This is a genomic window from Vibrio sp. SCSIO 43153 (assembly GCF_023716625.1).
Lineage (GTDB): Bacteria > Pseudomonadota > Gammaproteobacteria > Enterobacterales > Vibrionaceae > Vibrio > Vibrio rotiferianus.
The window spans coordinates 1,253,143-1,275,947 of record NZ_CP071856.1 but is presented as its reverse complement, the minus strand read 5'-3'; the positions used below and the strand labels follow the sequence as shown (position 1 = coordinate 1,275,947).

The 22,805-nt window shown below is 44.1% G+C and carries 24 protein-coding genes and 1 pseudogene; 9 read left to right on the top strand and 16 right to left on the bottom strand.

Going from position 1 to position 22,805, the window contains the following annotated elements:
• Positions 1 to 107 precede the first annotated feature (107 nt).
• On the top strand, positions 108 to 458 hold the full coding sequence (locus J4N37_RS21955; RefSeq protein WP_171305522.1) for a rhodanese-like domain-containing protein: 351 nt from the start codon (positions 108 to 110) through the stop codon (positions 456 to 458).
• A gap of 79 nt (positions 459 to 537) precedes the next feature.
• Here J4N37_RS21955 and J4N37_RS21950 read toward each other — a convergent pair whose 3' ends face one another.
• The 3 genes from J4N37_RS21950 to J4N37_RS21940 form a co-directional block, all read right to left on the bottom strand.
• On the bottom strand, positions 538 to 1,620 hold the full coding sequence (locus J4N37_RS21950) for a protein kinase family protein (protein ID WP_252042318.1): 1,083 nt from the start codon (positions 1,618 to 1,620) through the stop codon (positions 538 to 540).
• Positions 1,621 to 1,748: 128 nt separating this feature from the next.
• Positions 1,749 to 2,618 (bottom strand): SDR family oxidoreductase, encoded by an 870-nt coding sequence (locus tag J4N37_RS21945; RefSeq protein ID WP_252042317.1) that lies wholly within the window; start codon positions 2,616 to 2,618, stop codon positions 1,749 to 1,751.
• A gap of 11 nt (positions 2,619 to 2,629) precedes the next feature.
• The gene (locus J4N37_RS21940) at positions 2,630 to 3,223 is read right to left on the bottom strand and encodes a hypothetical protein (protein ID WP_252042316.1); all 594 of its coding nucleotides are present in this window, start codon (positions 3,221 to 3,223) and stop codon (positions 2,630 to 2,632) included.
• Positions 3,224 to 3,368: 145 nt separating this feature from the next.
• Between J4N37_RS21940 and J4N37_RS21935 the strand changes: the two genes are divergently transcribed.
• Positions 3,369 to 3,914 carry a TetR/AcrR family transcriptional regulator gene (locus J4N37_RS21935; protein ID WP_252042314.1) on the top strand — a complete coding sequence of 182 codons (546 nt, stop codon included), beginning with the start codon at positions 3,369 to 3,371 and terminating at the stop codon, positions 3,912 to 3,914.
• A gap of 130 nt (positions 3,915 to 4,044) precedes the next feature.
• Positions 4,045 to 4,758 (top strand): hypothetical protein, encoded by a 714-nt coding sequence (locus J4N37_RS21930; protein ID WP_252042313.1) that lies wholly within the window; start codon positions 4,045 to 4,047, stop codon positions 4,756 to 4,758.
• A gap of 6 nt (positions 4,759 to 4,764) precedes the next feature.
• Here the strand turns inward: J4N37_RS21930 and J4N37_RS21925 are convergent, their stop codons facing one another.
• Positions 4,765 to 5,715, bottom strand: coding sequence for a LysR family transcriptional regulator (locus J4N37_RS21925; RefSeq protein ID WP_252042311.1), 951 nt, complete (start codon positions 5,713 to 5,715; stop codon positions 4,765 to 4,767).
• 189 nt (positions 5,716 to 5,904) lie between these two features.
• Here J4N37_RS21925 and J4N37_RS21920 point away from each other — a divergent pair, with 189 nt between their 5' ends.
• The 3 genes and pseudogenes from J4N37_RS21920 (at position 5,905) to J4N37_RS21910 (ending at position 9,436) form a co-directional block, all read left to right on the top strand.
• The gene (locus J4N37_RS21920; protein WP_252042308.1) at positions 5,905 to 6,720 is read left to right on the top strand and encodes an enoyl-CoA hydratase/isomerase family protein; all 816 of its coding nucleotides are present in this window, start codon (positions 5,905 to 5,907) and stop codon (positions 6,718 to 6,720) included.
• A gap of 215 nt (positions 6,721 to 6,935) precedes the next feature.
• Positions 6,936 to 7,359, top strand: a pseudogene (locus J4N37_RS21915) (DUF2000 domain-containing protein).
• Positions 7,360 to 7,699: 340 nt separating this feature from the next.
• The gene (locus J4N37_RS21910) at positions 7,700 to 9,436 is read left to right on the top strand and encodes an ABC-F family ATP-binding cassette domain-containing protein (protein ID WP_252042307.1); all 1,737 of its coding nucleotides are present in this window, start codon (positions 7,700 to 7,702) and stop codon (positions 9,434 to 9,436) included.
• Between the two features lie 44 nt (positions 9,437 to 9,480).
• Here the strand turns inward: J4N37_RS21910 and J4N37_RS21905 are convergent, their stop codons facing one another.
• Together J4N37_RS21905 and J4N37_RS21900 are read right to left on the bottom strand one after the other, a co-directional pair.
• Positions 9,481 to 10,365, bottom strand: a complete 885-nt coding sequence (locus J4N37_RS21905) for a glutathione S-transferase C-terminal domain-containing protein (protein WP_252042305.1) — start codon at positions 10,363 to 10,365, stop codon at positions 9,481 to 9,483.
• A gap of 63 nt (positions 10,366 to 10,428) precedes the next feature.
• Positions 10,429 to 10,968: an NADPH-dependent FMN reductase gene (locus J4N37_RS21900; protein WP_069217758.1), complete on the bottom strand. Its 540-nt coding sequence runs from the start codon at positions 10,966 to 10,968 to the stop codon at positions 10,429 to 10,431.
• A 149-nt stretch (positions 10,969 to 11,117) separates the two neighbouring features.
• Here J4N37_RS21900 and J4N37_RS21895 point away from each other — a divergent pair, with 149 nt between their 5' ends.
• Complete coding sequence (locus J4N37_RS21895) at positions 11,118 to 12,068, top strand: LysR family transcriptional regulator (RefSeq protein WP_252042304.1); 951 nt, start codon at positions 11,118 to 11,120, stop codon at positions 12,066 to 12,068.
• A gap of 106 nt (positions 12,069 to 12,174) precedes the next feature.
• Here J4N37_RS21895 and J4N37_RS21890 read toward each other — a convergent pair whose 3' ends face one another.
• The 8 genes from J4N37_RS21890 to J4N37_RS21855 form a co-directional block, all read right to left on the bottom strand.
• Positions 12,175 to 12,606, bottom strand: coding sequence for a VF530 family protein (locus J4N37_RS21890; protein ID WP_038885589.1), 432 nt, complete (start codon positions 12,604 to 12,606; stop codon positions 12,175 to 12,177).
• A 171-nt stretch (positions 12,607 to 12,777) separates the two neighbouring features.
• Positions 12,778 to 14,382: an ABC-F family ATPase gene (locus tag J4N37_RS21885; RefSeq protein WP_353505831.1), complete on the bottom strand. Its 1,605-nt coding sequence runs from the start codon at positions 14,380 to 14,382 to the stop codon at positions 12,778 to 12,780.
• 200 nt (positions 14,383 to 14,582) lie between these two features.
• The gene (locus J4N37_RS21880; protein WP_010453167.1) at positions 14,583 to 15,002 is read right to left on the bottom strand and encodes a VOC family protein; all 420 of its coding nucleotides are present in this window, start codon (positions 15,000 to 15,002) and stop codon (positions 14,583 to 14,585) included.
• Between the two features lie 4 nt (positions 15,003 to 15,006).
• Positions 15,007 to 15,807, bottom strand: coding sequence for a PhzF family phenazine biosynthesis protein (locus J4N37_RS21875; protein WP_045385412.1), 801 nt, complete (start codon positions 15,805 to 15,807; stop codon positions 15,007 to 15,009).
• Between the two features lie 238 nt (positions 15,808 to 16,045).
• Positions 16,046 to 16,540, bottom strand: a complete 495-nt coding sequence (locus tag J4N37_RS21870; protein ID WP_252042301.1) for a GNAT family N-acetyltransferase — start codon at positions 16,538 to 16,540, stop codon at positions 16,046 to 16,048.
• A gap of 11 nt (positions 16,541 to 16,551) precedes the next feature.
• Entirely contained in the window at positions 16,552 to 16,881 is a 330-nt protein-coding gene (locus J4N37_RS21865) for a hypothetical protein (protein ID WP_045385409.1), read from the bottom strand.
• A gap of 142 nt (positions 16,882 to 17,023) precedes the next feature.
• Complete coding sequence (locus J4N37_RS21860; RefSeq protein WP_045385408.1) at positions 17,024 to 17,572, bottom strand: nuclear transport factor 2 family protein; 549 nt, start codon at positions 17,570 to 17,572, stop codon at positions 17,024 to 17,026.
• A gap of 11 nt (positions 17,573 to 17,583) precedes the next feature.
• Positions 17,584 to 18,447, bottom strand: coding sequence for an alpha/beta hydrolase (locus tag J4N37_RS21855; protein ID WP_353505830.1), 864 nt, complete (start codon positions 18,445 to 18,447; stop codon positions 17,584 to 17,586).
• A 302-nt stretch (positions 18,448 to 18,749) separates the two neighbouring features.
• Between J4N37_RS21855 and J4N37_RS21850 the strand changes: the two genes are divergently transcribed.
• On the top strand, positions 18,750 to 19,655 hold the full coding sequence (locus J4N37_RS21850) for a helix-turn-helix transcriptional regulator (RefSeq protein WP_252042298.1): 906 nt from the start codon (positions 18,750 to 18,752) through the stop codon (positions 19,653 to 19,655).
• Between the two features lie 225 nt (positions 19,656 to 19,880).
• Here the strand turns inward: J4N37_RS21850 and J4N37_RS21845 are convergent, their stop codons facing one another.
• Both J4N37_RS21845 and J4N37_RS21840 read right to left on the bottom strand, forming a co-directional pair.
• Positions 19,881 to 21,431 carry a methyl-accepting chemotaxis protein gene (locus tag J4N37_RS21845; RefSeq protein ID WP_252042297.1) on the bottom strand — a complete coding sequence of 517 codons (1,551 nt, stop codon included), beginning with the start codon at positions 21,429 to 21,431 and terminating at the stop codon, positions 19,881 to 19,883.
• 171 nt (positions 21,432 to 21,602) lie between these two features.
• Positions 21,603 to 21,983 carry a winged helix-turn-helix transcriptional regulator gene (locus J4N37_RS21840; RefSeq protein WP_045387080.1) on the bottom strand — a complete coding sequence of 127 codons (381 nt, stop codon included), beginning with the start codon at positions 21,981 to 21,983 and terminating at the stop codon, positions 21,603 to 21,605.
• Between the two features lie 142 nt (positions 21,984 to 22,125).
• Between J4N37_RS21840 and J4N37_RS21835 the strand changes: the two genes are divergently transcribed.
• Positions 22,126 to 22,668, top strand: coding sequence for a nuclear transport factor 2 family protein (locus J4N37_RS21835; protein WP_045387082.1), 543 nt, complete (start codon positions 22,126 to 22,128; stop codon positions 22,666 to 22,668).
• Positions 22,669 to 22,805 lie beyond the last annotated feature (137 nt).

Below are 22,805 nucleotides of genomic sequence, written 5' to 3'. Positions count from 1 at the left end.
ACGCTGAATTACGACATTTCGACCAATGCCACATCGAAGTTTGATAATCACACGTATAATCTTCATCAGAACGATTAAGGGCAATTGACCTTGAGGAAAGGAACTCAATGAAAAAACTACTCCCGATCATTTTCACTTGTTTGAGCTTAGCTTTCAGCGCACCATCGGTATTTGCTTCTGAACGTGCAGAGCAAGGTTGGCAATGGATTGAGCAAGGCGCAATGATTGTCGATGTGCGCACACCGCAAGAGTTTGCCGATGGTCACTTAGACAATGCGATTAACTTTCCGCTTTCTGAGTTGGATAAACACTTTGCTAATGTCGATAAAGATACACAAATCGTGCTTTATTGCCGCAGTGGTAATCGCTCAGGGCAAGCGTATCAGTACCTACAATCGCAAGGATTTACCAACCTTCATAACGCGGGTGGCTTGGCTGAGATGCAACAAGCGAAGTAATGCCACTTAGCACCTGCCTAGGCAATGGCGTGGAAAGCACACCGCTCGTGTGCTTTTTTTGTTTTCTCGACGCCGAAAACTAAAGTTGGTACTGCAGCACCAGTTCGTGTTTCTCTTGGTAGGTTTGAATCAGTTCGGCTTTACTCTTAGCGGCATTTTGATAAAACAACGCACCTCCTTCAACCAACAAATCATAATGTTGCTGCAGCATATCTAAAACAAACTGCACACGTTTAATTGTGGTTGGCGTGCAACTCTTACCATCCAAATCATCTTCAATATCGAGCACATGCGAACGAAACATCTCAAGCGTAAAAAGATGTTCCAACTGAACGTCAGATTTTAGCGCTGTTTGTATCTTTTCCATCGACGTTTGCACTCGCTCTACGATTTCTGGCACGGCATCGTTTTGAACTAACCAGTCCCGCTTGTATTCAAGCATCTTAAAGCCTTGTTGTTTCACGTTTTTGAATAGCTGCATTGCCTCTTTTCGGGAATAATTTTGCTCCAATAACCAACCAGAGAAGAAGCGCGTTTCAAATCGCTCACAAGCATCAAACATAGGGTCATGCATACCATTGCTGTTGAACTCTCTTAACGGGTCAAACCGATACATATAACCAAAATCGAACAACTTTAGCTGACCTTGTTTATCCACCAGCAAGTTCCCTGAACACAAATCCCATTCAAACAACCCACTTCGCTCACAGACAAATAGAGTCGAGAATAGCTGCCCTAATAAGTCCTCAGTTAGGGCTTGAATTGGCGAACCTTCAATCCAATCTGAAACAATGATTCCTAAACGATAATCAGCATAAACAGTCTCAACAATGTGTTTAAAATCCTCAGTTAAATTCGGATTGTCTTTTTGAGTTTGAAAATCAAGACGGCGTTGAACTTCATTCAGAAAGGAGTACTGACCATCAGGGTTTTGCACTTTCGCCTGTGGGCGTTTTTTCTTGAGCGTATAGTCTCGTCCGCCGACACGAATATGAAATACCTGCGCCGTCAAACCACTTTCAAACGTTTCGACAACATACTCTGAGTTCGCTGTCGTAAACGCCAAGATTTCTGGTGGCAATGGACATTGATCCACATTGCCGACAATTAAGTTTTGATCACTTAAGTCAAATACTTGCTGCTGTAATTGGCGTTGGTTCATGAAGTGCTCCCTGCTAACGATTCAGATATTGTTTACTTTATCGACAATGAAGCACATGACCTCCCCCTTTCTGACCAAAGTCATGGTTGAGTACTTGGGTGGAGTCCCGTTTAAATCGATGAACTGACTCAGATGTTGTCATCTTCAGAGAGCTTGCGAAAGTAGTCTTCCAGTCGATGATGACCATAAATCGGCGCGATGTTATCTCCACCCAACATGGTCAGGAAGAACTCAGCGGGACCGCCCCATTTCTCTGGTAGGTGGCTTACTATTACGAGTGCGGCTCTGCGCAACAAATCCGGCAAATGCGTATTTTTCTCCGGCTTATTCTGAGATTTGAATGCAAGCTGAGCAATTTGGTTCACTGAAAACACATTCGGTCCGCCTACGTTAATCTCCGTTTCAGTGCTATCGATAGCCTCAACACAAAATCTCGCCAAATCTTTTCCGTGAATGGGATTAAGCAAGTTTTCACCATCGCCAAAAGTAAACACTCGACCCGATTTCGCCATGTTGTACACCTCGGTAATATCAGAGAAAAAACCATTCGGACGAATCACACAAGGGGTTAATTTTGTTGATTGCAAAAGTCGACTCGCAAAGCGCTCTTTCGCCTCTAAAAGACGAACTTGAGGATATTTCCGAGCATTAAACGCAGAGATGTAGATGAATTTACCAACACCTGCTCGCTCTGCTTCTTCGAGTAAGTTCAAGTTTGCTTGGTAGTCGACATCCAAATAACCTAATCCATCTTGCTGACGAGTAATGCCCAAGCATGAGATAACAACGTCCACACCCTCGCAAACTCCTTTTAGCTCATCGGGGTGAGTCACCTGCGCCTCTATCACTTGTGACTCTTCCACACCCATTGCGAGTAACTTGGTTTTGTTTCTCGCAATGGCTTTAAAATCAATGCGCTCAGAGAGGAGTAGCCCAACAATATTCGAGCCTAAGTACCCCGTTGAGCCCGCAATTAAAATTCGAGGGTGCGTTTTCATAATATGATGTCCTATTCTTGTTCTGGTCGGTATGGTTCTTCACGCAATACGTGGCTCACCAATAACTTTAGGTAGAACAGTGGTAAAAACCATTCCAAACTTTGTGGTGCTTGTGCCCAGTAAATCGAAATAATCACACTCAGAGAATACAGGGTTAGCGCCACAGGGCGTTGTAAATACAACGGTGTTTTCATGACTAGACTACATGCCAAGACCATGTAACCACCGATCACAACAATCCACATGATATCGAAGTTCAAGAACGCCCAGCTGTAGAGAGAAAGCTGCACGAAATGAGTCAGAATAAAGCTCATGTGCTGCTTAAAGCCTTGCCCTTCACGATGAAACCAGCGCTTTGCCGTAGACGTCGCATTGGTAATAATGCCGCCGATGATATCCACTGTGAGCAAACCCGCGATAACATATTGAGTAGTAGTCCAACCCAGTTGTGCAAAGTACGCATAAATCACCACGACAAAACCAGCAGCAAAAGGGACATACAGCTGTAAATTCTTTTCTGCTTTCGTTGCGCCCGGACCAATCAGCTTGTCAATTCCACCCCAGAAACCCGCTCTTGCTTGAGGAACACTCCAATCAATTTTCATACTAAAACCTTATTTAGACCAGTCGGTCTTTTTAAATTAGTACGCTTTGAGTGACAGGTAAAGATTTTTTTGTCCAGTTGGTCTAAATAAAAGATCTTGTGTTATACTGCGAGGCATTGCGGTAACAAAAACTGAGAAGAAAACCATGCCGAAGATCGTCGATCATGAAAGCAGACGTAGAGAAATTGCCTTAAAAGCAACCGAAGTGTTCCTTGAGTTCGGTTACAAAAATATTGGTATGAGACAGCTGTGCGAACAGTTAGGAATGAGCAAAAGTGCGGTTTATCACTATTACAAAAGTAAGGATGAACTATTCAAAGCCACAACAGAGGCCATCGTCAACTTTGACGCAGAAGTGCTAGCAGACAGACCAAACTCAAGTAAAGCGAGTACAGAGCAACAAGTCGAAAACTTCGTATTGATCTTCCTACAAATGGCTCCGCGTTTCTTCCAAGAAATGAAGCTTGTCTCTGATTACATTGATGTGATTGGACAAGAAAACATTGCCACCGATCCATGCATGTTGCTTGCGAATCAAAAGTACATAACGATGCTAGAAAACTACGTTTCAGCGAAGCACAAAGAATCGCTTTATACCCTAATACTAGGGCTGCTGAACCATCAGTTGATGTTGGGTAAAGCGCTAGAAGAGGCTTATGTTATTGAGCAGGTCGAACGGATACTTGGCTAATCTTCCACATGCTAATCCATACTGTTTGTGTGTTAACTAGAAGAGCGTCGCATATTCAGGTTTCTTGCTGGTAAATATGCCTCACTTCATCTACCAATAGGGTTTTATAAATTCTTAAGGAAGGGTGATTATGAGATGTATTGTCGTTCTTTTGGCTCTGCTTTCATTTTTCTCTAACGCTGCAACAAAAGAGTCTTTCATTGATAAAGGCCAGTTTAAGTATGTGCTTTATTCTGGCGTAGATGATTCCATTGTCGAACATATTAATCATCGACTTACGAGTAAAACTCCTCAGCTAATTACTGATTTTAAAGTAAAAGAAATGCCAGCGATTACGGTAAGGATCTGGAAAGACCGAAACCAATATTTAGCCTATCAAAAACACCTTTTAGGTCAGAGTTACCCTTGGTCTACGGGCTATATAAGCGAGAATGAAATATTACTCCGCGATACAGGTTCCCAAAGTACAATGGACACCGCATACCATGAATATGTACATCTAGTAACGACTGCAATAAACCCTAATATTATCAACAATCCAAGATGGCTCTGGGAAGCGATCGCTTGTTATGAAGCCGAAAAAGAATATGGCTGGCGTAAACCATCAACAAAAGAGGAATTTAGACAATACGCAAAAATTCTTAAAGAAGGTAACGGTTGGGATAGCCAAGGAGCCGTGTACCGTATCGGTTATAGCATTGGTGAGTTTATCCAGCAAAGTTATGGTTCGGATGGGTTAATCACCCTTATTCAAACCAATGGTGACATCTCTAAAGTGACCGATAAACCGCTGGAACAAGTGTTTGATGAGTGGATTGAGTTTACCGAGAATAAGTACTACTGATGTTCTCTACTTCCCTCGCCCGTACATCTTGTCGAAGTTTGGAATGTTCTTTTCCCAAATGGGCGTCTCTTCTCCCACAATAGATTTGAGTGTGTCGATAAATAACTTGGTTTTAATCGGTGCATCTCGGTGCGGATACACGGCATAAAAGGTACCGAAATCATCAATGTTCAAGTGCGTCATGATTGGCACTAGCTTGCCTTGTTTGATTTCGTCTTGAACCATCTGTGCGGTCACTACAGCAAGCGTATTTCCTCCTGCTGCACTTCTTGCCAACATTTCCACATCATTCACTTTATAAGCGACATTAAGCTGAAAGTGCTGTTGTTTACCTTGCTCATCTTGATAGCCGAATTTATCGAATAACAACCCTGGAGCGGCGTAAATAGTGGCGGGTAAAGATTCCAACTTCTCAAGACTGTTCACCTCACCATGCTTTTCTAAAAACGCAGGGGCGGCAACAATCAACAGACGACTTCGCGCAATCTTACGGGTAATCAAGCTCGAGTTTTTAGGTCGCCCAATTCGGAAGCCAATATCAAAGCCCTCTTGTACCATATCAACCATGCGATCTTCTAAGCGCAGTTCAAACTCCACATCTGGGTATTGTTGTTGAAACACCGAAATCGCATCTTGAACGTATTGACGCCCGAACATGGTCGAGCTGGTAATGCGCAAGACACCGCGAGGCTCTTCGTGATAATTCTGCGCCAAACGGTGAGTATCACTGAGAAGTGTACGAAGGGATTTGGCTTGGTTGACCATTTCATTCCCAGCAGCCGTCAATGATAAGGAGCGCGTGGTTCGGTTGAGCAATCGAACACCCAACTCCTCTTCCAAACGGCTGATCTGCTTTGAGATCACCGAACGATCCACATTCTTCTGTTCTGATACCTTAGTAAACGAACCAAGCTCGACCACTTCAAGTAGCAGCAATAAACGACTAGAGAAATCCATAACGTCTTACCTAAAAAACTATTGTTGCTATTATGGCACCAATTATATGCCATTTAGCTTATTTTTCTCATCTTATAACAAATCTATAGTAGCTGCACACAACGGGAGAGACACAAACCTCCCCAATACCAAACCAATAAATTCGCGTTACCGAGGTCTACTGATCTTACTAACGCTAAGGAAACAGCTATGAAAACTCTATCAATCACACAACAAAATGGCATCGCTACTGTTGAAATCAACAACCCACCAGTGAATGTACTGACTATCGATTTGATTAATGAAATCAACGAATTTGTCCTATCGCTTAAAGATGACCGCGATACGAAAGTAGTGGTATTCAAATCACTTCATGAGTCTTTCTTCTTGGCGCATTTAGATTTGAACGTAATCAACGGCACACAAGGTGGTCAGGCAGCATCAATTGAATTCAACCACATGATTGCCAACATCAAATCGATGAAACAAGTATCGGTTGCTGTGGTTGATGGCGTGGCTCGTGGCGGCGGTAATGAGTTTGTGATGGCGTGTGACTTGGCATACGGCACTGAAAACGCAGCATTTGCTCAGCCAGAGATTCACGTCAACATCCCAACGGGTGGTCAAGGTGCGGTACAGTTCGCTCGTCGCATGGGCAAAGACAAAGCGCTTCAAGCACTGCTACTTGGTAACGACTTTACGGCACAACAAGCAGAGCAGTTAAACATCATTACTCAGTTTGTTCCTAAAGCAGAGTTAGATGGGTTCTTAGCGGCAACATTAGGCGTGATTAGCCAACTAGAAGTGCGTGACATCGTAATGTACAAAGAGATCATCGCAACCTCTATCAAAGATGAAGACGCAGGTGCAGAGCTAGAATTGCGTTACTTCTTAGAGCGCGCAAAAGAGCAAAAAACCGCAGCAATCATCGACGCGTTCCTAAAACATGGTGGTCAAACAGAGCGTGAAGCGAAAGACATCCAAGGCATCTTTGTTGATACAGCGGCTGAGCTAAACAAACAATAGAACTTGGTTCATCATCTACTTAGGCACCGACAGTCCGTTGGTGCCTTGTCTATTAGAAAACTCGGGAAATCTTATTGCATGAAAAACGATTAAATCATTCGTTTATTGCAAACTTGGCTTATCAACAGCAATGTTAGAAACAAAATTGCGCGTGCGAGGAAATACAATGGAGACAGTTAAACAATAGCCAGATTATTAGATAAACGAGGTCCTCCATGAATCAACTTCCCGACGAAAACCAAAAACGATTTGTTGCCGTAATCAGTAAAAGTGGGACGCGCCGTTAACGTATTAGGACACTTGAGTGTAAGCCTTGCGAATCAACTTTCTGATGGCGACGCAGTCTATACCGACTATTACGACCTCGACGGCAATGTTCATCCAAATATCTCGCACTATCCGTTTATCGTCTTGAGAACGGACAACTCCAACAAAATCAGAAAGCTTCGCCAAGAAGCACTCGAGAAAGGCATCCCCTTCTCCGATTTTACTCACACCATGGTAGAGGGCGGCTCTGAAGTACAACAGCAAACCACCAAAAACACGCCGGAAGCTGAATTAGAATACTTGGGTATTTGCTTGTTCGGCGAGACTGAAACTCTTCGAGAATTGACCAAGAAGTTCAGCTTATATCGCTAAAAGCGCGTGATACCTTGGTGATCCTCTCATCATTTTTTCATCAAGCTATCTGTACATTGCCACTTTTAGGGTTAGAATCTAGCGCATCTATCAACCAAAAGTGGCAACACTTACAACGAAATTAAGGAGGAATTTATGTCTTTGTGGTGTTCAATCAACCCACGTTTTTATGGCATGAAGGACCGCTCAAGAGTTTCAGATTTCGCGCTGCGATAATCTCGACTTGAGCGAATAATTACCTTTCGACGAAAACACGTCACCCGAGTACTTTCCCTCAAGCTCGAAGAATTATTGTCAGCTATGACAATGGCGTTTTACGCCCAAAATTCTTGAGAACACTATGAGTACTTTTTTAACTGCACAATCATTAACCCTTTCTCACACAGCAACACCAATCTTCAAAGATCTAACGTTTACGATTCATCGTGGCGACAAAATTGGTCTTATCGGTCATAACGGCTGTGGTAAAAGCTCCCTACTCAAACTGCTTAGCGGTCAATTTGAACCAAGCCAAGGCACGGTTGCCAAAGCCAGTTCATGTTTGATGCGTTATGTTGAGCAGCATTTACCTGAGTCTTTAAGCACACATTCTGTCTTAGATGCGTTAGCGGAATCCTTATCCGATGATGAGATTTGGCGCGCCGAACTCTTATTGGATGAACTCGGATTTTCAAACACAGAACGACACATGCCGGTTGAGAATTGCAGTGGTGGTCAGCAAATGCGACTCCTGCTTGCTCGTGCGATTATCCATCAACCTGACTTACTGCTTCTGGATGAACCAAGCAACCACTTGGACTTGCCATCGCTCCTTTGGTTAGAGCAATTCCTATCAAACTGGAAAGGCTCATTCGTTTTGGTATCTCACGATCAAACCTTACTCGATCGCGTCACCAACACCACTTGGGTCATGCGAGATCGATCTCTGCATCATTTCTCTCTGCCTTGTTCTCAAGCAAGACAAGCATTGAAAGAGAAAGATGAAACCGATCAACTTCGCCATGCCAGCGAGCAGAAAGAGATCGACCGAATCGAAAAAAGCGCCAAGCGTTTAGCCACTTGGGGCAAAGTCTACGACAACGAAGATCTTGCTCGAAAAGCCAAGACGATGTTTGCGCGCAAAGAACGTTTAGAGGAAGAACAAACCGAACTGACAGAAGGCACACCGTGGGCGCTACAACTTCAAGGTGAGTCAATGCCAGCAAATCGACTGTTAGAGGTTTTGCCTTTCTCGGTAACGCCACCAAACAGTGATTATCACTTGTTTGATATGGCAGAAATGCGCGTCAAAAGTGGCGACCGAATTGCCGTTCTAGGCAGTAATGGTTGCGGCAAATCGACTTTGTTGAATCTGCTTTATCGTCAGTATGAAGCCATCCAAACCGACCAAGGCAACCAACATGAGAGTGTGACTTTCCACGATCGCTGTCGCTTGGGTTACTACGATCAATCTCTAAGGCAACTCGACGATCATCAATCCATCACGGATGCGTTGCAGTCGTTTGCCAGCATCAGCAGTGAACAGGCAAAACGTTCGCTAATTGGTGCAGGATTCGAGTACGCAAGACACGAGCAGAAAGTCGTCAGTCTAAGTGGTGGGGAGCGAGCAAGGCTGCTGTTTGTGGGCTTAACCCTCGCTCGTTATCACATGTTGTTTTTAGATGAACCGACCAACCATTTGGATATGGAAGGCAAAGAAGAGCTGATTGAAACTCTGCAAAACTTCGAAGGTGCCGCCTTATTGGTGAGTCACGACCGAAGCCTGATAGAGCAAAGCTGTAATCGATTCTGGTTTATTGAAAATGGCTTACTGACGGAGTATTTAAGCGCGGAAGAGGTGTATCAACGCGTAACTGATACAGCACCGAAATCAGCCATCTCGCATCATTGCAATGAAGTAATGTCGATGGAAACAAACACCGCGTCTGATGAGCAATCCGAAGAGCAAATGCTGGAAAGACTGTTGGAGCTGGAAAGCTTGCTGGAAGCTGATTTGGGGCGAAAACCCAAACATCAAAAACCAGCGATGCAAAAGCAATGGCAGCAAGAGATAGAGGAAATTACGGCGCAGCTATAAAAACAAAGCCGGGGGTAATCTCCGGCTTTCTTATTGGCTTCGAATTAGATCCACTCAATCTCAGGTCCTGCAGGCACAATCCCATTTGGATTGATGTGCTTGTGCGAGAAGAAGTAATGCAGCTTCATGTAATCAATATCGATTGTGCTGCGAATGCGCTCATCAGCAACCAAATCCAGCATGTAACGATATAAGTTTGGGTGCGCCTTTAGGGGCTTTTTGTTAGCTTTGAAGTGCACCTCGTACACCGCCTCGAAACGCACCAATGTTGGCAGCAAGAACAAGTCAGACAGGGTAACGTCCTCGCCATGCAAGTAGCGCGACTGCCCCAAACGCTGATCCAGTTGCTCTAGCGCATCAAACAAGGTTTCACTCGCTTGGTCATAGTGCGCTTGCGAGGTTGCAAAGCCGACTTGATACACCTTGCCATTCACATTGCTGTGAAGCCATCGATTTAGGCTTTCAATCTCTTCACGCAATGCGGCTGGTACCAACTCCACCGGATGTTTTGCCAAAGGTAGCCAACGCGTAGCGAGGTCCATTGCCATTGCGGCTGAATCATTACCCACAATTACATGGTTTTGCTTATCCCACAGCAAAGGAACTGTCACGCGTCCGGTGTAATCGCTTTTCGCTTTCACATACAACGCAGCTAGATTATCCGCATTGTATAGAGGATCAGGATGTGCATCATCAAACTCCCAACCATTGTTGTAACGCTTTGCTGCAACGGAAGAGATGGAAATGACCGCATCCAAACCAAGGTACTTGATCACTAGGTAAGGGCGATGGGCAAATGGACAAGCCAACGACATATACAAGTGATAGCGACCCACTTCGATCTGACTTGGTAACGCGAATTGATCTTCTGCTGTCAGCTCACTTGCGTCTTTGTTTGGATACCAAACGCCTTGTTCTAATACCGCCATACCTTACCTACCTTTCTTAATTAGCTACCCTGATGAATCACTACTTATGCGAGTATAGATAACTTACAGAGACTTCTCGAAAGAGGTCATTAGCTCACTCAATTCCGCTGAGGTCGCAGCATTAAATTTGCCATCTTGGAACTTGTCGTAGAAGCCGCCTAAGCTATATGTGCCTTTTACATCGCCACCCCACCAAGGCATCAATTCAGCCATGGTTTTGATGTTAGTTGCGCCGCCGTTTGCACCCGGAGATGTGCTCACCAGTAGAACTGGTTTCTTAGTGTCACCAAAGAAAGACGTGCCTTGAGGTGCAACACGTGATAGCCAATCGATCGCATTTTTCAGGAATGCTGGCATTGAGCCGTTGTGCTCTGGTGATGCAATGATGATCGCATCGTATTCGTTTAACGTTGCACGCAGTTTGTGTGCGTTTTCTGGGATGCCCTGACCTTCAACGTCCAAACCGTACATTGGCAATTCAAAGTCGTTTAGGTCAATGGTGTTTACTTCTGTTTGTGTAGCTTGGTTTGCCAACGCTTGAACCAATAGGCTGTGGATTGATTGGCTGTTATTGCTACCAGTAAATGCGACGATCTTTTTCATAGTGGAATCCTAATTACGTTTGCCCCTACTTATGTCGGGCACTCAGTGAATGAGGTGATATTAATTAACTCCCAACAGTGAATAAACACTATAATAGTGGCTATATAGTTCACCAAAAGTGAACAATAAAAACATGAGGAAACTAATGCGTGGATAAGATCAGAGCATTAACCGTATTTCGTCGAGTGGTGGAGCTAGGTAGCTTCGTCGCGGCAGCAGAAGATTTAAATCTCTCAAAAGCCGCCATCAGTAAGAACATCAATGAATTAGAGAGCTATTTAAAAAGCCCTTTGATTAACCGCACGACGCGCAACTTGCACATTACCGATAATGGTCAGCTCTATTATCAGCAAGTGTGTCAGGTTCTCGATGCACTCAACAATGCAGACCGCTCAGTGATTGAGTCTTCCCACACATTAAAGGGCACACTAAAAATCAGCATGCCGATGTCATTAGGCTTGATAGAGCTAAACCCCATCATCTGTGAATTTATGAAGCTGCATCCAGAGCTATCCATCGAAGTAGTGATGAGTGATGAACATATCGATTTGATTGAGCAAGGGGTCGATATTGCCATTCGTGGCGGAGGCGAATTGGGTAACTCTAGCCTACGCTCGCGCAAACTATTGGATATCCGCCGTGTACTTTGCGCTTCCCCTCAATACCTTGAAGAGTCGCAGCCGTTTAAATCTCCACGTGACGTTATAAACCATCGCCTACTTAGCTATAGTCTCTCTTCAACGTCTCGCCGTTGGACATTTCAAAATGGCAGTGAGGTATTGGAAGTTGATCTGCCTGCGAGTGTTTACACTGTCAACAGTGGTTTGGCGCTCACCCAAGCGGCATGTGCCGGACGTGGGGTTGCCTTGTTGCCAGACTTCTTTGTTGAGCCTCAATTAACTTCAGGTGAATTGGTTGAAATTACTCCTGAATGGCAGATGGAAAAGCACGCGCTGTATATCGTCTACCCTTACCACAAAGAGCAATCACAAAAGTTACGTGCCTTTATTGATTATGTCGTAGAGAGCTTCCAAGCGCGATTCAGCCGTCAGTCAGACCCGCAACAGATGTACTCTTCGATTATTAAGCTAGGGTCTTGATAACAAGGTTTAGCCAAAGAAAAGACAATAAAAAAGCCAAACCGGATAGTTTGGCTTTTCGTCAAAATCACTCTTGTACCTAGACAAGAACAAGAGAATTGAAAGTTTATCGACGGCGGTTGTTAAAACGAGCACGATCAGCACGCTGTTTAGACGAACGCTCTTTGTGTGCAGACGCAGCCTTCGCTTGTGAAGCCAGAATCGATTCAACCGTCAGTTCCATTGGCTCACGCGGTTCCAATCCATGACGGAAAGTACGTGCACGTGGTGGCAGGTTGTACTCGTATTCAGACGCCTTTGGCATACGCTTGTAGCGGTATAGGTAGAAGTTTTCTACACGCTCACGAGCCCATTCTGTTTTCTTCAGGTATTTAACACTGCTCGCAATGCTTGGCTTAGTGTTGAAACAGTTCATACGCATTGCCGTGTCGAGGATTTCCCAACCGTAATGGTCAACAAGCTGCTGCAACATGTCTTCTAATTTAAGACCGTGCAGAGGGTTGTTCTTCTGCAGTTCAATACGTTCTTCGTCGGTCATAAATTCATGGCTCATGAACGGCTCCTTAATTATGGGTAGCGAGCATGGTACTCACCACCTTACCTCTATTAGGTTTAGATTAATTCATCATAGTGAACAAGCCATCAAAGTCTCTGTTTAACAGATATATCTTATTGGCTTGTTCACACTTATATGGCTTAGCTACGTTGGTTACGCGGCGCTCAACACTTTTTGCTGATGTGCCATGTACTCTTCAAACGTACCTTGGAAACTCACTAGCTGTTTGTCTTTCACATCAATGATCGACGTCGCCAAAGACGATACGAACTCACGGTCATGACTAACGAAGATCAAAGTACCAGTGTAGTCTTTTAATGCGCTATTTAACGCTTCAATCGCTTCCATATCCATGTGGTTGGTTGGCTCATCCATGATCAGCACGTTGATGTCTTGCATCATTAGCTTACCAAACAGCAGGCGGTTCTTCTCACCACCCGAGCAGTTTTTCGCCTTTTTGTTGGCATCGTCAGCAGTAAAAAGCAAGCGACCTAGAATGCCTCGCACCATAAGGTCATTGTGCTTCACGGTACGCCATTGTGAGATCCACTCAAAGATGGTCAGATCATTATCAAAATCCGCACTGCTGTCCTGTGGGCAGTAACCAATCGAAGCGTTTTCAGACCATTTTACTACGCCCTGAGTTTGCTCTAGTTCGTTCACTAGGCAACGTAGCAAAGTCGTTTTACCCACACCGTTTTCACCGATGATCGCAAGGCGAGTACCTGCTTCAAGTAACAAGTTGCCTTTTTCAAACAACAGCTCATCACCAAACGAGTGACCAAGGTCTTGCAGTTCCAACGCTAAACGATGCAGTTTTTTGCCCTCACCGAAATCAATCGATGGGCTAACACGGCTACTTGCTTTCACTTCGTCGAGTTGGATTTTTTCCATCTTCTTAGCGCGAGAGCTGGCTTGTTTCGCTTTCGATGCATTCGCACCAAAACGGTTTACGAATTCTTGAAGTTCGTTGATCTCAGCAGTTTTCTTCGCGTTAGAAGCCAATAACTGCTCACGACGAAGACCAGATGCTTCAAGGAAATATTCATAGTTACCAGGGTAAATGCGCAGTTCGCCGTAATCGATGTCTGCCATGTGAGTACACACAGAGTTTAAGAAGTGACGGTCGTGCGAGATGATGATCATCGTACACTTACGTTGGTTCAACTCTTCTGCCAACCAGTTGATGGTGTGAATGTCCAAGTTGTTGGTTGGTTCATCAAGCAGCAAAATATCTGGGTTTGCAAACAGAGCTTGCGCCAAAAGCACACGCAGTTTCCAGCCCGGAGCAACTTGTTGCATCAAACCAAAATGCAGCTCTTCTTCAATACCCGCTTGAAGCAAAATATCGCCAGCACGGCTTTCTGCTGTGTAGCCGTCCATCTCTGCGAACTCACTTTCAAGCTCAGCGACTTTCATGCCGTCTTCTTCGCTCATTTCAGGTAATGAATAGATACGGTCACGTTCCTGCTTCACTTCCCAAAGCTTGCGGTCGCCCATGATCACAGCGTCAATCACGCTGTATTGCTCGAACGCAAACTGATCTTGGCTCAATACGCCCAGTTTCAGCCCCGGAGTAATAGAAACGTTGCCCGAGCTTGGCGCTAGTTCTCCGCTCAGGATTTTCATAAATGTCGATTTACCACAGCCGTTTGCGCCAATCAGACCATAACGGTTACCGTTGCCAAATTTAGCAGAGATATTTTCGAACAGTGGCTCGGCACCAAATTGCATGGTGATATTGTTTGTACTAATGATAGCGGCGTCCTCGAAGGAAATTTCTTTTAATAACAGTTTGTTAATTCACTTTCGAGATACGGTGAGACAAGGGCATATTGAAAGTGGCCGCCATTCTATCTGATTCGCTCAATAGGTGATATAGATCACGCTAATGTTGCTAAGGATTTTTATCAAAAAAAGCGCCCCGAAAGACGCTGTTAATATCAATTAGTATGAATCTATGAACGCGAAGCCATTGGGTGGCTTGGACTCATCTCTAGTAAGTCCCACAGGTTGCCATAGAGATCTTCAAATACCGCAACTGTGCCGTAGTCTTGCTCCGCTGGCGGGCGAACAAACTTAATACCCTGCTCTACCATTCGGTTGTAATCACGCCAGAAGTCATCAGTATTCAAAAATAGGAATACACGTCCACCAGTTTGGTTACCGATAAAGTCATGCTGCTCTGGCTTAGACGCTTTGGCTAGCAATAATGTCACACCATTAGAACCCGGTGGAGAAACCACAACCCAACGCTTATCTTGCTCTGGTTGGTACGTATCTTCCACCAGCTCAAATTTCAGCTTATTCACATAAAAGTCTATCGCTTCATCGTAATCTCTTACAACCAAAGCAATATGGATAATGGATTGTTTCATCGCGTTATACCTTTAGTTTTCCGCTGATTACCGTCTTTGCGGAGCCAATCAGTTTAATGCGTCCGTTTTCTAACAGCTCGGTTTGTAAATGTCCACCGCGGGCTGAGGCTTGATAAGCGCGGAACTGATTTTGACCGAGTTTTTGCGACCAAAACTGAGTCAGTGCGCAGTGGGCAGAGCCTGTGACAGGATCTTCATTCACGCCCACCCAGGGGGCGAAGTAGCGCGAGATAAAGTCGAGATCCGGAGAATTCGATTGAGCAGTTACCACCACGCCGCGCCCTTGAATGTTCTTTAATGCATCAAAGTTAGGCTCGAGATCCAGCACGGTTTGTTCACTGTCGACTTCAATAAAGCCTTTGCTGTCAAACTGAGCGTAAGAAACCACCTGCTCTGCTTTCAATCCAAGCGCCGCTAGCAATGTAGCATCTTGCTCAACATCCATTTCAAGCTGAGTCGAAGGAAAGTCGAGCTCAATTGTCGACTCGTTTACTTTTGCATGAAGCTCACCAGAGAGAGTTTGAAAGGCAATGGTATCGCCAACCTTCGCTAATCCTTGTTCTTTTAAGATTTGCGCTGTGGCTAATGTTCCATGACCACATAGCGCCACTTCGACTTTAGGTGTGAACCAACGCAGTCTCATGTCTTTCAAACAGAGAAAAGCGGTTTCTGATACCGCCATTTCTTCAGCGATAGAGAACATCAATGCCTCTGGTAACGGTTCTTGTGAGAGGCAGACTCCAGCAGGGTTTCCTTTAAAAGGTTCAGTGGTGAAAGAGTCCACTTGGTAGATATCGAGATCCATGATGCGCTTCCTAATACTGCTATTTTGGCAAGATGCTAAACAGCTTATCGGTTTCATGGTAAAGCGACAATGCATGCCCTGATTGTTCTTGTAGAGCAGGCCGAAAGCACTTTTAACCAGATTCATTTAATTCTTGTTGTCGCAGCTCCAAGAACCTCGAGGTTACTTAGCTATAGATACCGCGCTTTCTTTCAATCACTCCGTAATCCTTACGTTGTTAAGTAGGGACAACGAGGTATCACCCAGCTATGACTCGATAGCGGCGCACTTCGTATTGGTCTTGTTCTGAATAAAATGTATTGAGAAACTCGCCACCCGCCTTTTCGATCACGCGTCTTGATGCGATATTGTTCACATCACAAGTCACGATAGCGCTGCCTTCAAGAACCTCGGCTTTCACCCAGTTCAACATGAATGTAGCGATGCCTTTGCCTTGAGCATCTGGCGCAGTTTCGTAACCAATGTGCCCAATCACATTTTCAAGGTAGTCGTTATTACCATCACGAACCCGAATCGAACCAAGTATTACACCTTGCTCGATACAGAAGTATGTCAAAGACGGCGTCCAACCTTCCGGCAAACCTTCGCCTTTCGCGTATCCAATTCGTTTTTCCAGCAGCGCTTCACTGTCGCTTTGGGCGGCGACGTACATTTCCATTCCCACCTGAGCACACTTTTCAACATACTGCTTAAACGCCTCTAAATGACTGAGATTGGCTTTGACTATTTGCATGCTCGCTCTCCTCACCAGACATTCATTTTGAAATACAACAAGAAACAGCTGATAAAGATCAAGCCACACCATGAAAAAAAGCTTATCGCCTTCTGTTCAGTCGTTGCTTCCTCAGGATCTGGGTGCAAAATGCCATAAAGGCAGGCAATGGGGAGCAACTCGTAAGTTTTGCCAATGTATTGATGCCCCATTTCGAGAAATGGTGGAACGTACAAATACACCACAGCGTAAGTAATAAAATAAAGTATGCCGAGGATCCGGTTTAAGCCAATGACTTGCCCTTCTCGATAAAACCAAATTAACGCCGCTACCCCTGCAAATATTGCGATGAGTAAAAACATCCGTTCTTCTACCCTTCTTTTTGAAACTGCCTCCTACCCTATTGAAACCACTCAATTAATCAAATGGTTATGTTGCCAAACACGATAAAGCTCAAACAGAAAAGGCACCAATTGGTGCCTTTGTGACGCTCTGACGCGTTTATTAGTATGTCACTTTCAGTGCTTCGCGCGCTTTTAGGTTTTGCGCCGCATGCTTGGGCGCTTCTGCCAGGATATCTCGGCTGCCTTGCTCTGCTTTTCGATTCAGTTTCACTGAGGTGATTTGCCAGTTATCGCCTGCTCGTTGCAACCCAAACTCGTATTCACCCGACACTGCCCAGAAACCCTCTGCACCGAGCCAATGACTTGCAGTGAAATCCACCGTCGCGCTCGCCGTATCACCATCAATAGAGACGTTCAAATTGCTCAAGTCATGGAATGTCGCATCAAACCCAGGTAGGAACCCCGCCCACTGCTGCATTAAGTCTTGGCGTTTGACTTGCTGAGCTTCACCACCAAACAGCGTGGTGTAATCCACCGTCAATACTGGAGCGAACAATCGACCTAAGTATTCAAATGCACCTTGGTCTGCCAAAGCTGAGAAGCTGTTAATGTTGCTACGAATTTTCGCTTCGTCCAAAGACATGGTTTGAGCATTCACATTCATGGCAATCACTCCGATAAACATCAACCACAGTTGTTTAAGTTTCATCATACGATTCCTTATAGGTTCGCTTCGAAGTGCTCTACAACTTCATCGACAGCCAGTTTTACCGCTTCTGGTTGGTCGTAGAAATCGAATTGATTGATGTCGTATAACCATACTGCGTTAACGTTGCTACCGGCATTCTCGATGTAACGATGCGCACCAGCAGGCAGAGCCATGGCTTCAGATGCCACCATTAGCACTGGTTTATCTTGTGTTGCTGCACTTGCTTGAGCATCGTAGTTCAACCAACCACTCCATGATGCAACGTTGTATTGGTTGTCATATTCAGGAATCAAACCGCGGTCAGTCTCTGTGTAGTAAGGCGCTTGGAACATCAGTGCGTTCTCATTGGTTGTGCTTGCCGCTTCGATGTAAACGGGAGTCGCTGAATGTGCTGCCTCTTCCGCTGCTGCGAGTAAGTTTTTAGCGCTTTCTTCGCCACCATAAATTTCAGTCGCCATCGCTTTATCGTGCAGCCAAGGAGCAACCACTGCCGCGGCTTTTACTTTGTCATTACCGGCAACCGCATCTAGCATGTAGCCCGCCGATGCACAGATACCCAAACCACCGATGCGTGATGCATCAACGCCATCGAGTTGGCTCATCGCTTCAATCACTGCGCGAATATCTGCAGTTTTATGTGCAGGATCTTCTAAGTACATCACTTGGTCTTTGCTTTCACCCCAACCACGGAAATCAAACGTCAATGCAGCATAACCTCGCTCTGCCAATGCTTGAGCATACACCGCTGGCATCTGCTCTTTCACCGTTGTCCACGCACCCGTCACGATAACAACTGGGGCATTTTTCGCACCTTTTGGTAGGTAAAGGTTTGCAGCTAGTTGACCAACTTGAGTATTGAGTTCGATGTGTTTCATGGTGGTGTCCTCTAAAGCTAGGTTCGTGTTGTTGTCATTTCCAGAAACTGAGTGAGCAAAGGTGGTGAACGGCAAACTACCTAATAGTAGTAAAAGCGATTTCTTAAACATGGCATCCTCTCTGTCTTATATTTTGCCTGAGCTGTCCGGCTAACTTGGGTATAGATTAGCGCTGCACCGCGAGAGAAGATTGAACATTCCTGCCCAAATTTTTGTACTTTATTGCCCCCTCAATGAGTTGACGAAATGTGCAAAACTCGGCTAATTTCAGCTAGCAAGTGGAAGAGAACAAAGGAAAGAAAATGAAGTCCGAGCTTAAGTTTTATGACTCTGAATCTAATGCGCTATCAAGCTGTGGCGACGTGCTGGATATTGAGTTTTCAAACCATGGATTAGATTGGTCGGGCGTATTGGTAGAAAAAGGCACGTCCCCTTATTTCTACCCGAAGAATGTCTACACCCCTTACTTCTACTTTGCATTGGCACTAGAAAAAGATTTGAACTGGAGCGTCGAAAAGGATGGCACGTTCGCCGATCTGAAAACCAGCCCGGGCAACATTTGGATTAATCCACCTAAAACCCCGTTTACCCATGATGTGGCAGAGCCTTGTTACTTCGTGATTTTGGCGATTGAAGAACAAGAGTTTTTCTCACACTGCCCGCTAAATTTAGAGGGAATTGAGCTGCAATTTTTGAACAACTACAACGTGTTGGATGAGACCATCAAAGGCATCATTGAGCTGTTTATGTTGGAAGCGAAAGCCAAAGGGCGAAATGGCAAAATCTACCTCAATAACTTGGTTTCACTGCTGGCAACTCACTACATTCAAAACTACTCCAACTACTTTGACCTTAAGAACAACCAGATTGCAGCCTCTAAGTTCGACCAATACCAAGTCGATAAGATTGACCAATACATCGAAGAAAACATCGGCAACAACATCGCGGTTGATGACCTCGCAGACTTGCTTGGGTGTAGTAAATTTTACTTCCTGAGGGAATTCAAAAAGCTCATCGGCGTTACGCCTTATCAGTACCTGATGAACAAGCGTTTGGAGCAAGCACGAGTGGCACTCTCTTCTAGCTCAGTCAATATCGCTTTAACGGCGCACGAGCTTGGCTTTAATGACCAATCCCATTTTACTAGAGCGTTCAAAAACCATTTCGGCATGACACCGGGACAATTCGTCAAACAACAAGAAAGCTAATCTTAAGACTCGCTAATTTTCTTCCATTACAAATGGTGCAGTCGATCTTGCGGTAGAATGCGCCACGAACATATGGGTAAATAGACGCACGCCAAAACGCAAAAGGCACCGATCGGTGCCTTTTTGTCTGAATCAATCCAACATTTTTATCATTGCGCATGTTTATAAAACCAACAAACTCCAGATAATTGATCCCCTCACTACTTTTAGCCTTTGCTACTATAGTTAAGCGAACTTTTGAATCATTTCTGCCAAGTCCTCTGTACTTTTTCTTACTGTTTCATTCATTTTGTTTGTTTCTGTCATTAACTCATAAGACTCATTGTACTTAAGGTTTATGGTTTGAATATTTTCATTAATTTCATCAGTTACATATACTTGCTCTTCAATTGCAACTGCTATTTGTTGATTGCGTTCAACCACATCCTGCACAAGGTCTTCAAGCTGTTGAATACAATCTAAAGACGAATTTAGCAAAGATACTGTACCCGTTGATTTCTCGTTCCCTTTCTTGAGCGCGAGTACTGCTGATTGACTACCTTGCTGAATATTCTCTATTACTGTCTTTATTGACGTCGTCGACTCTTGAGTCCGTTTAGCCAATGTTCTTACTTCATCAGCAACAACAGCAAAACCTCGACCTTGCTCACCCGCTCTGGCTGCTTCTATAGCGGCATTCAATGCTAATAGGTTGGTTTGTTCAGCAATATCACTGATTACTTCCACAACTGAACCTACTTGTTCTGTTTGGTTGTTTAAACGCGTGACCACCTCAGATATTTGTCCTAGCTCATCCACGAGATCAAGAACTGAAAGGTTAACTCCATCAATCACAGTGCGGCTTTCTGTCATTGTGTGCTGGGCTTTTAATGTCGTATCTGCCGTCGCTTGAGCATTCACCGATATTTCAGATGAAGATGCTTGCATTTCATTCACAGCGACCGATACGGAATCAATTTGGACTTTCTGTGCGCTGAGATTTTCAGTAACGCTTTCGCTGTTGACTGCAGCTTTATCCGCGTTTTGCTGAGTCGAGTCACATGAATCTTTGACTGAAATACTAATTCTTCCGAGCAAAGCATTTGCGTATTGCTTTCTCATTTTCATTGCTAGCTCAATCTCTGCTATATCATTAATTTTATTGCAATAAATGTACTCCATTAGAGGATTATCAAAATCCTTTCTTGATTGTTTTGCTAGCTTTTCTAATGATCGTGTCAAAACATAAATCGCTAAGATTGACAACAAAGAAACCGCCATGAAAGCCACCCAAGAGGGCTGACCTAACGTTTCGAGCGTCATACCTAAAGCACTAGATACTAAAATAAAAAACGCGGCTCTCATCCAAAGGCGCGTTCTTGGAAAATACATTTGAATTGGTTTAGAACCTGCATTTAGCTTTGAGTACGCCTTTTCTGCTCTTTTTACATATGCCCGTTCTGGTTTAAATCTAACAGATTGATATTCTACTGTTTTTCCGTTGCTCTTTACTGGGGAGGCAAACGCATCCACCCAATAATACCCGCCATTCTTTCTCTTGTTTTTAACCATCCCCATCCAGTGTTTGCCACTTTTCAGGTGCAACCATAAATCTTTAAAAGCCTGTTTTGGCATATCGGGATGCCGAACAACATTATGAGGTTGACCAATTAACTCGCCATCATCAAAGCCCGCGACTTCATTGAAGTTAGCGCTCGCATACTTGATGTAACTAGACGGGTCGGTAATAGAAATTAAGTTATAGTTAGAAGGATAGTCATATTCCATTTCTCTCATATTCATTCCCCATAAAAATGCATTTCCAAATATTCATTAGATTGCATAATTAATGGTAGAGTATAGTGATTAAATGGTGAGTGAGAACTCGATTAATAACGTTCAAAATGTGACACACCACAAATATAAAACATAACTCATATGAATTGAATAATTAGCCACCAAAACAGTCTAGTGATTTTCATCGTAATTTCTGCGAGCGAGTTCGATCTCTTCTCGATGATCATCAGCCCAACAAACTAGAGCGTAGACAGGCTTAACAAGTTCACTACCTAAAAGGGTAAGTGCATACTCAACTCTCACTGGTACTTCAGGGTATACGGTTCTATCCACATACCCTTCCCTCTCCAAATCACGCAAAGTCTGAGTAAGCATACGCTGAGAGATCCCCTCTATTCTTGCTTTCAGTGCATTAAACCGCTCAGGGCCATCAACAAGTGCAAAAAGAATAAGTAAAGACCACTTGTCGCCTATCTGTGCAACTACGTTGCGTACAGGGCAATCAGTATTGTTATGGAAAACCCTTCTAGTTGTGCTCTGTGCGTTTGTCATTTTTTATTCCTCATTCTTCTATCCATTCATTGCCAGTTACCAAAATGTGCCTAACCGAGGATCTAGTGCCTTCTTGTTATGCAGGTTACTATTAATTACTATGGTTATCAATGTATACCTAAATCAGCCATTGGAGTTATTTATGTTTAGAGTCGTAATACCATTTATTTTCCTGTTGTTAAGTTCAACTGTATACGCACAGTCAAAAGAGATATTAGCCATTGATTTACCCTCATTAGAGAAGGCGAACTGGACGGAGCAAGAACGGAAAAACGCAGAACTAGTCACTGATTTTGTGCAAAACCTGATGAACAACCACGACTTTGACTACATATTGAAAAACTACGACGAAAGTACTTATATGCAGCACAATAGAAATTTACCTGACAAAGTGACAGGTCTAGTCAACTTTCTTAGGGAGTTTGTAGAGGAGTATCCAGATTATACCTACGACGTTAAACACATCTATGTTGATGGTGACTATGTAATTTTTCATTCCCATGCAACGTTAGATAGAGACGATAGAGGAAATGATCAAAAAGGGCTGAATATCATCGATACATGGCGAGTCGAAGACGGCAGAATTGTAGAGCACTGGGATTCAATTCAAGCCTTAGACTTTTCGATGCGAGTTTATTCTTTACTAAGTGGGGGCGATATCGAGAACGCAAATGGTGTCTTCTGACACTTTAACCGCTTAAAATGATACGAAGCATTGTCCTGGCCTATCAGAATAAGTTTCTCTTTTAACTCATCTAATCAATGCAAAATTAGATCTATTAGTTTGTTAATCAGTAAAAAGGCACCAATCGGTGCCTTTTG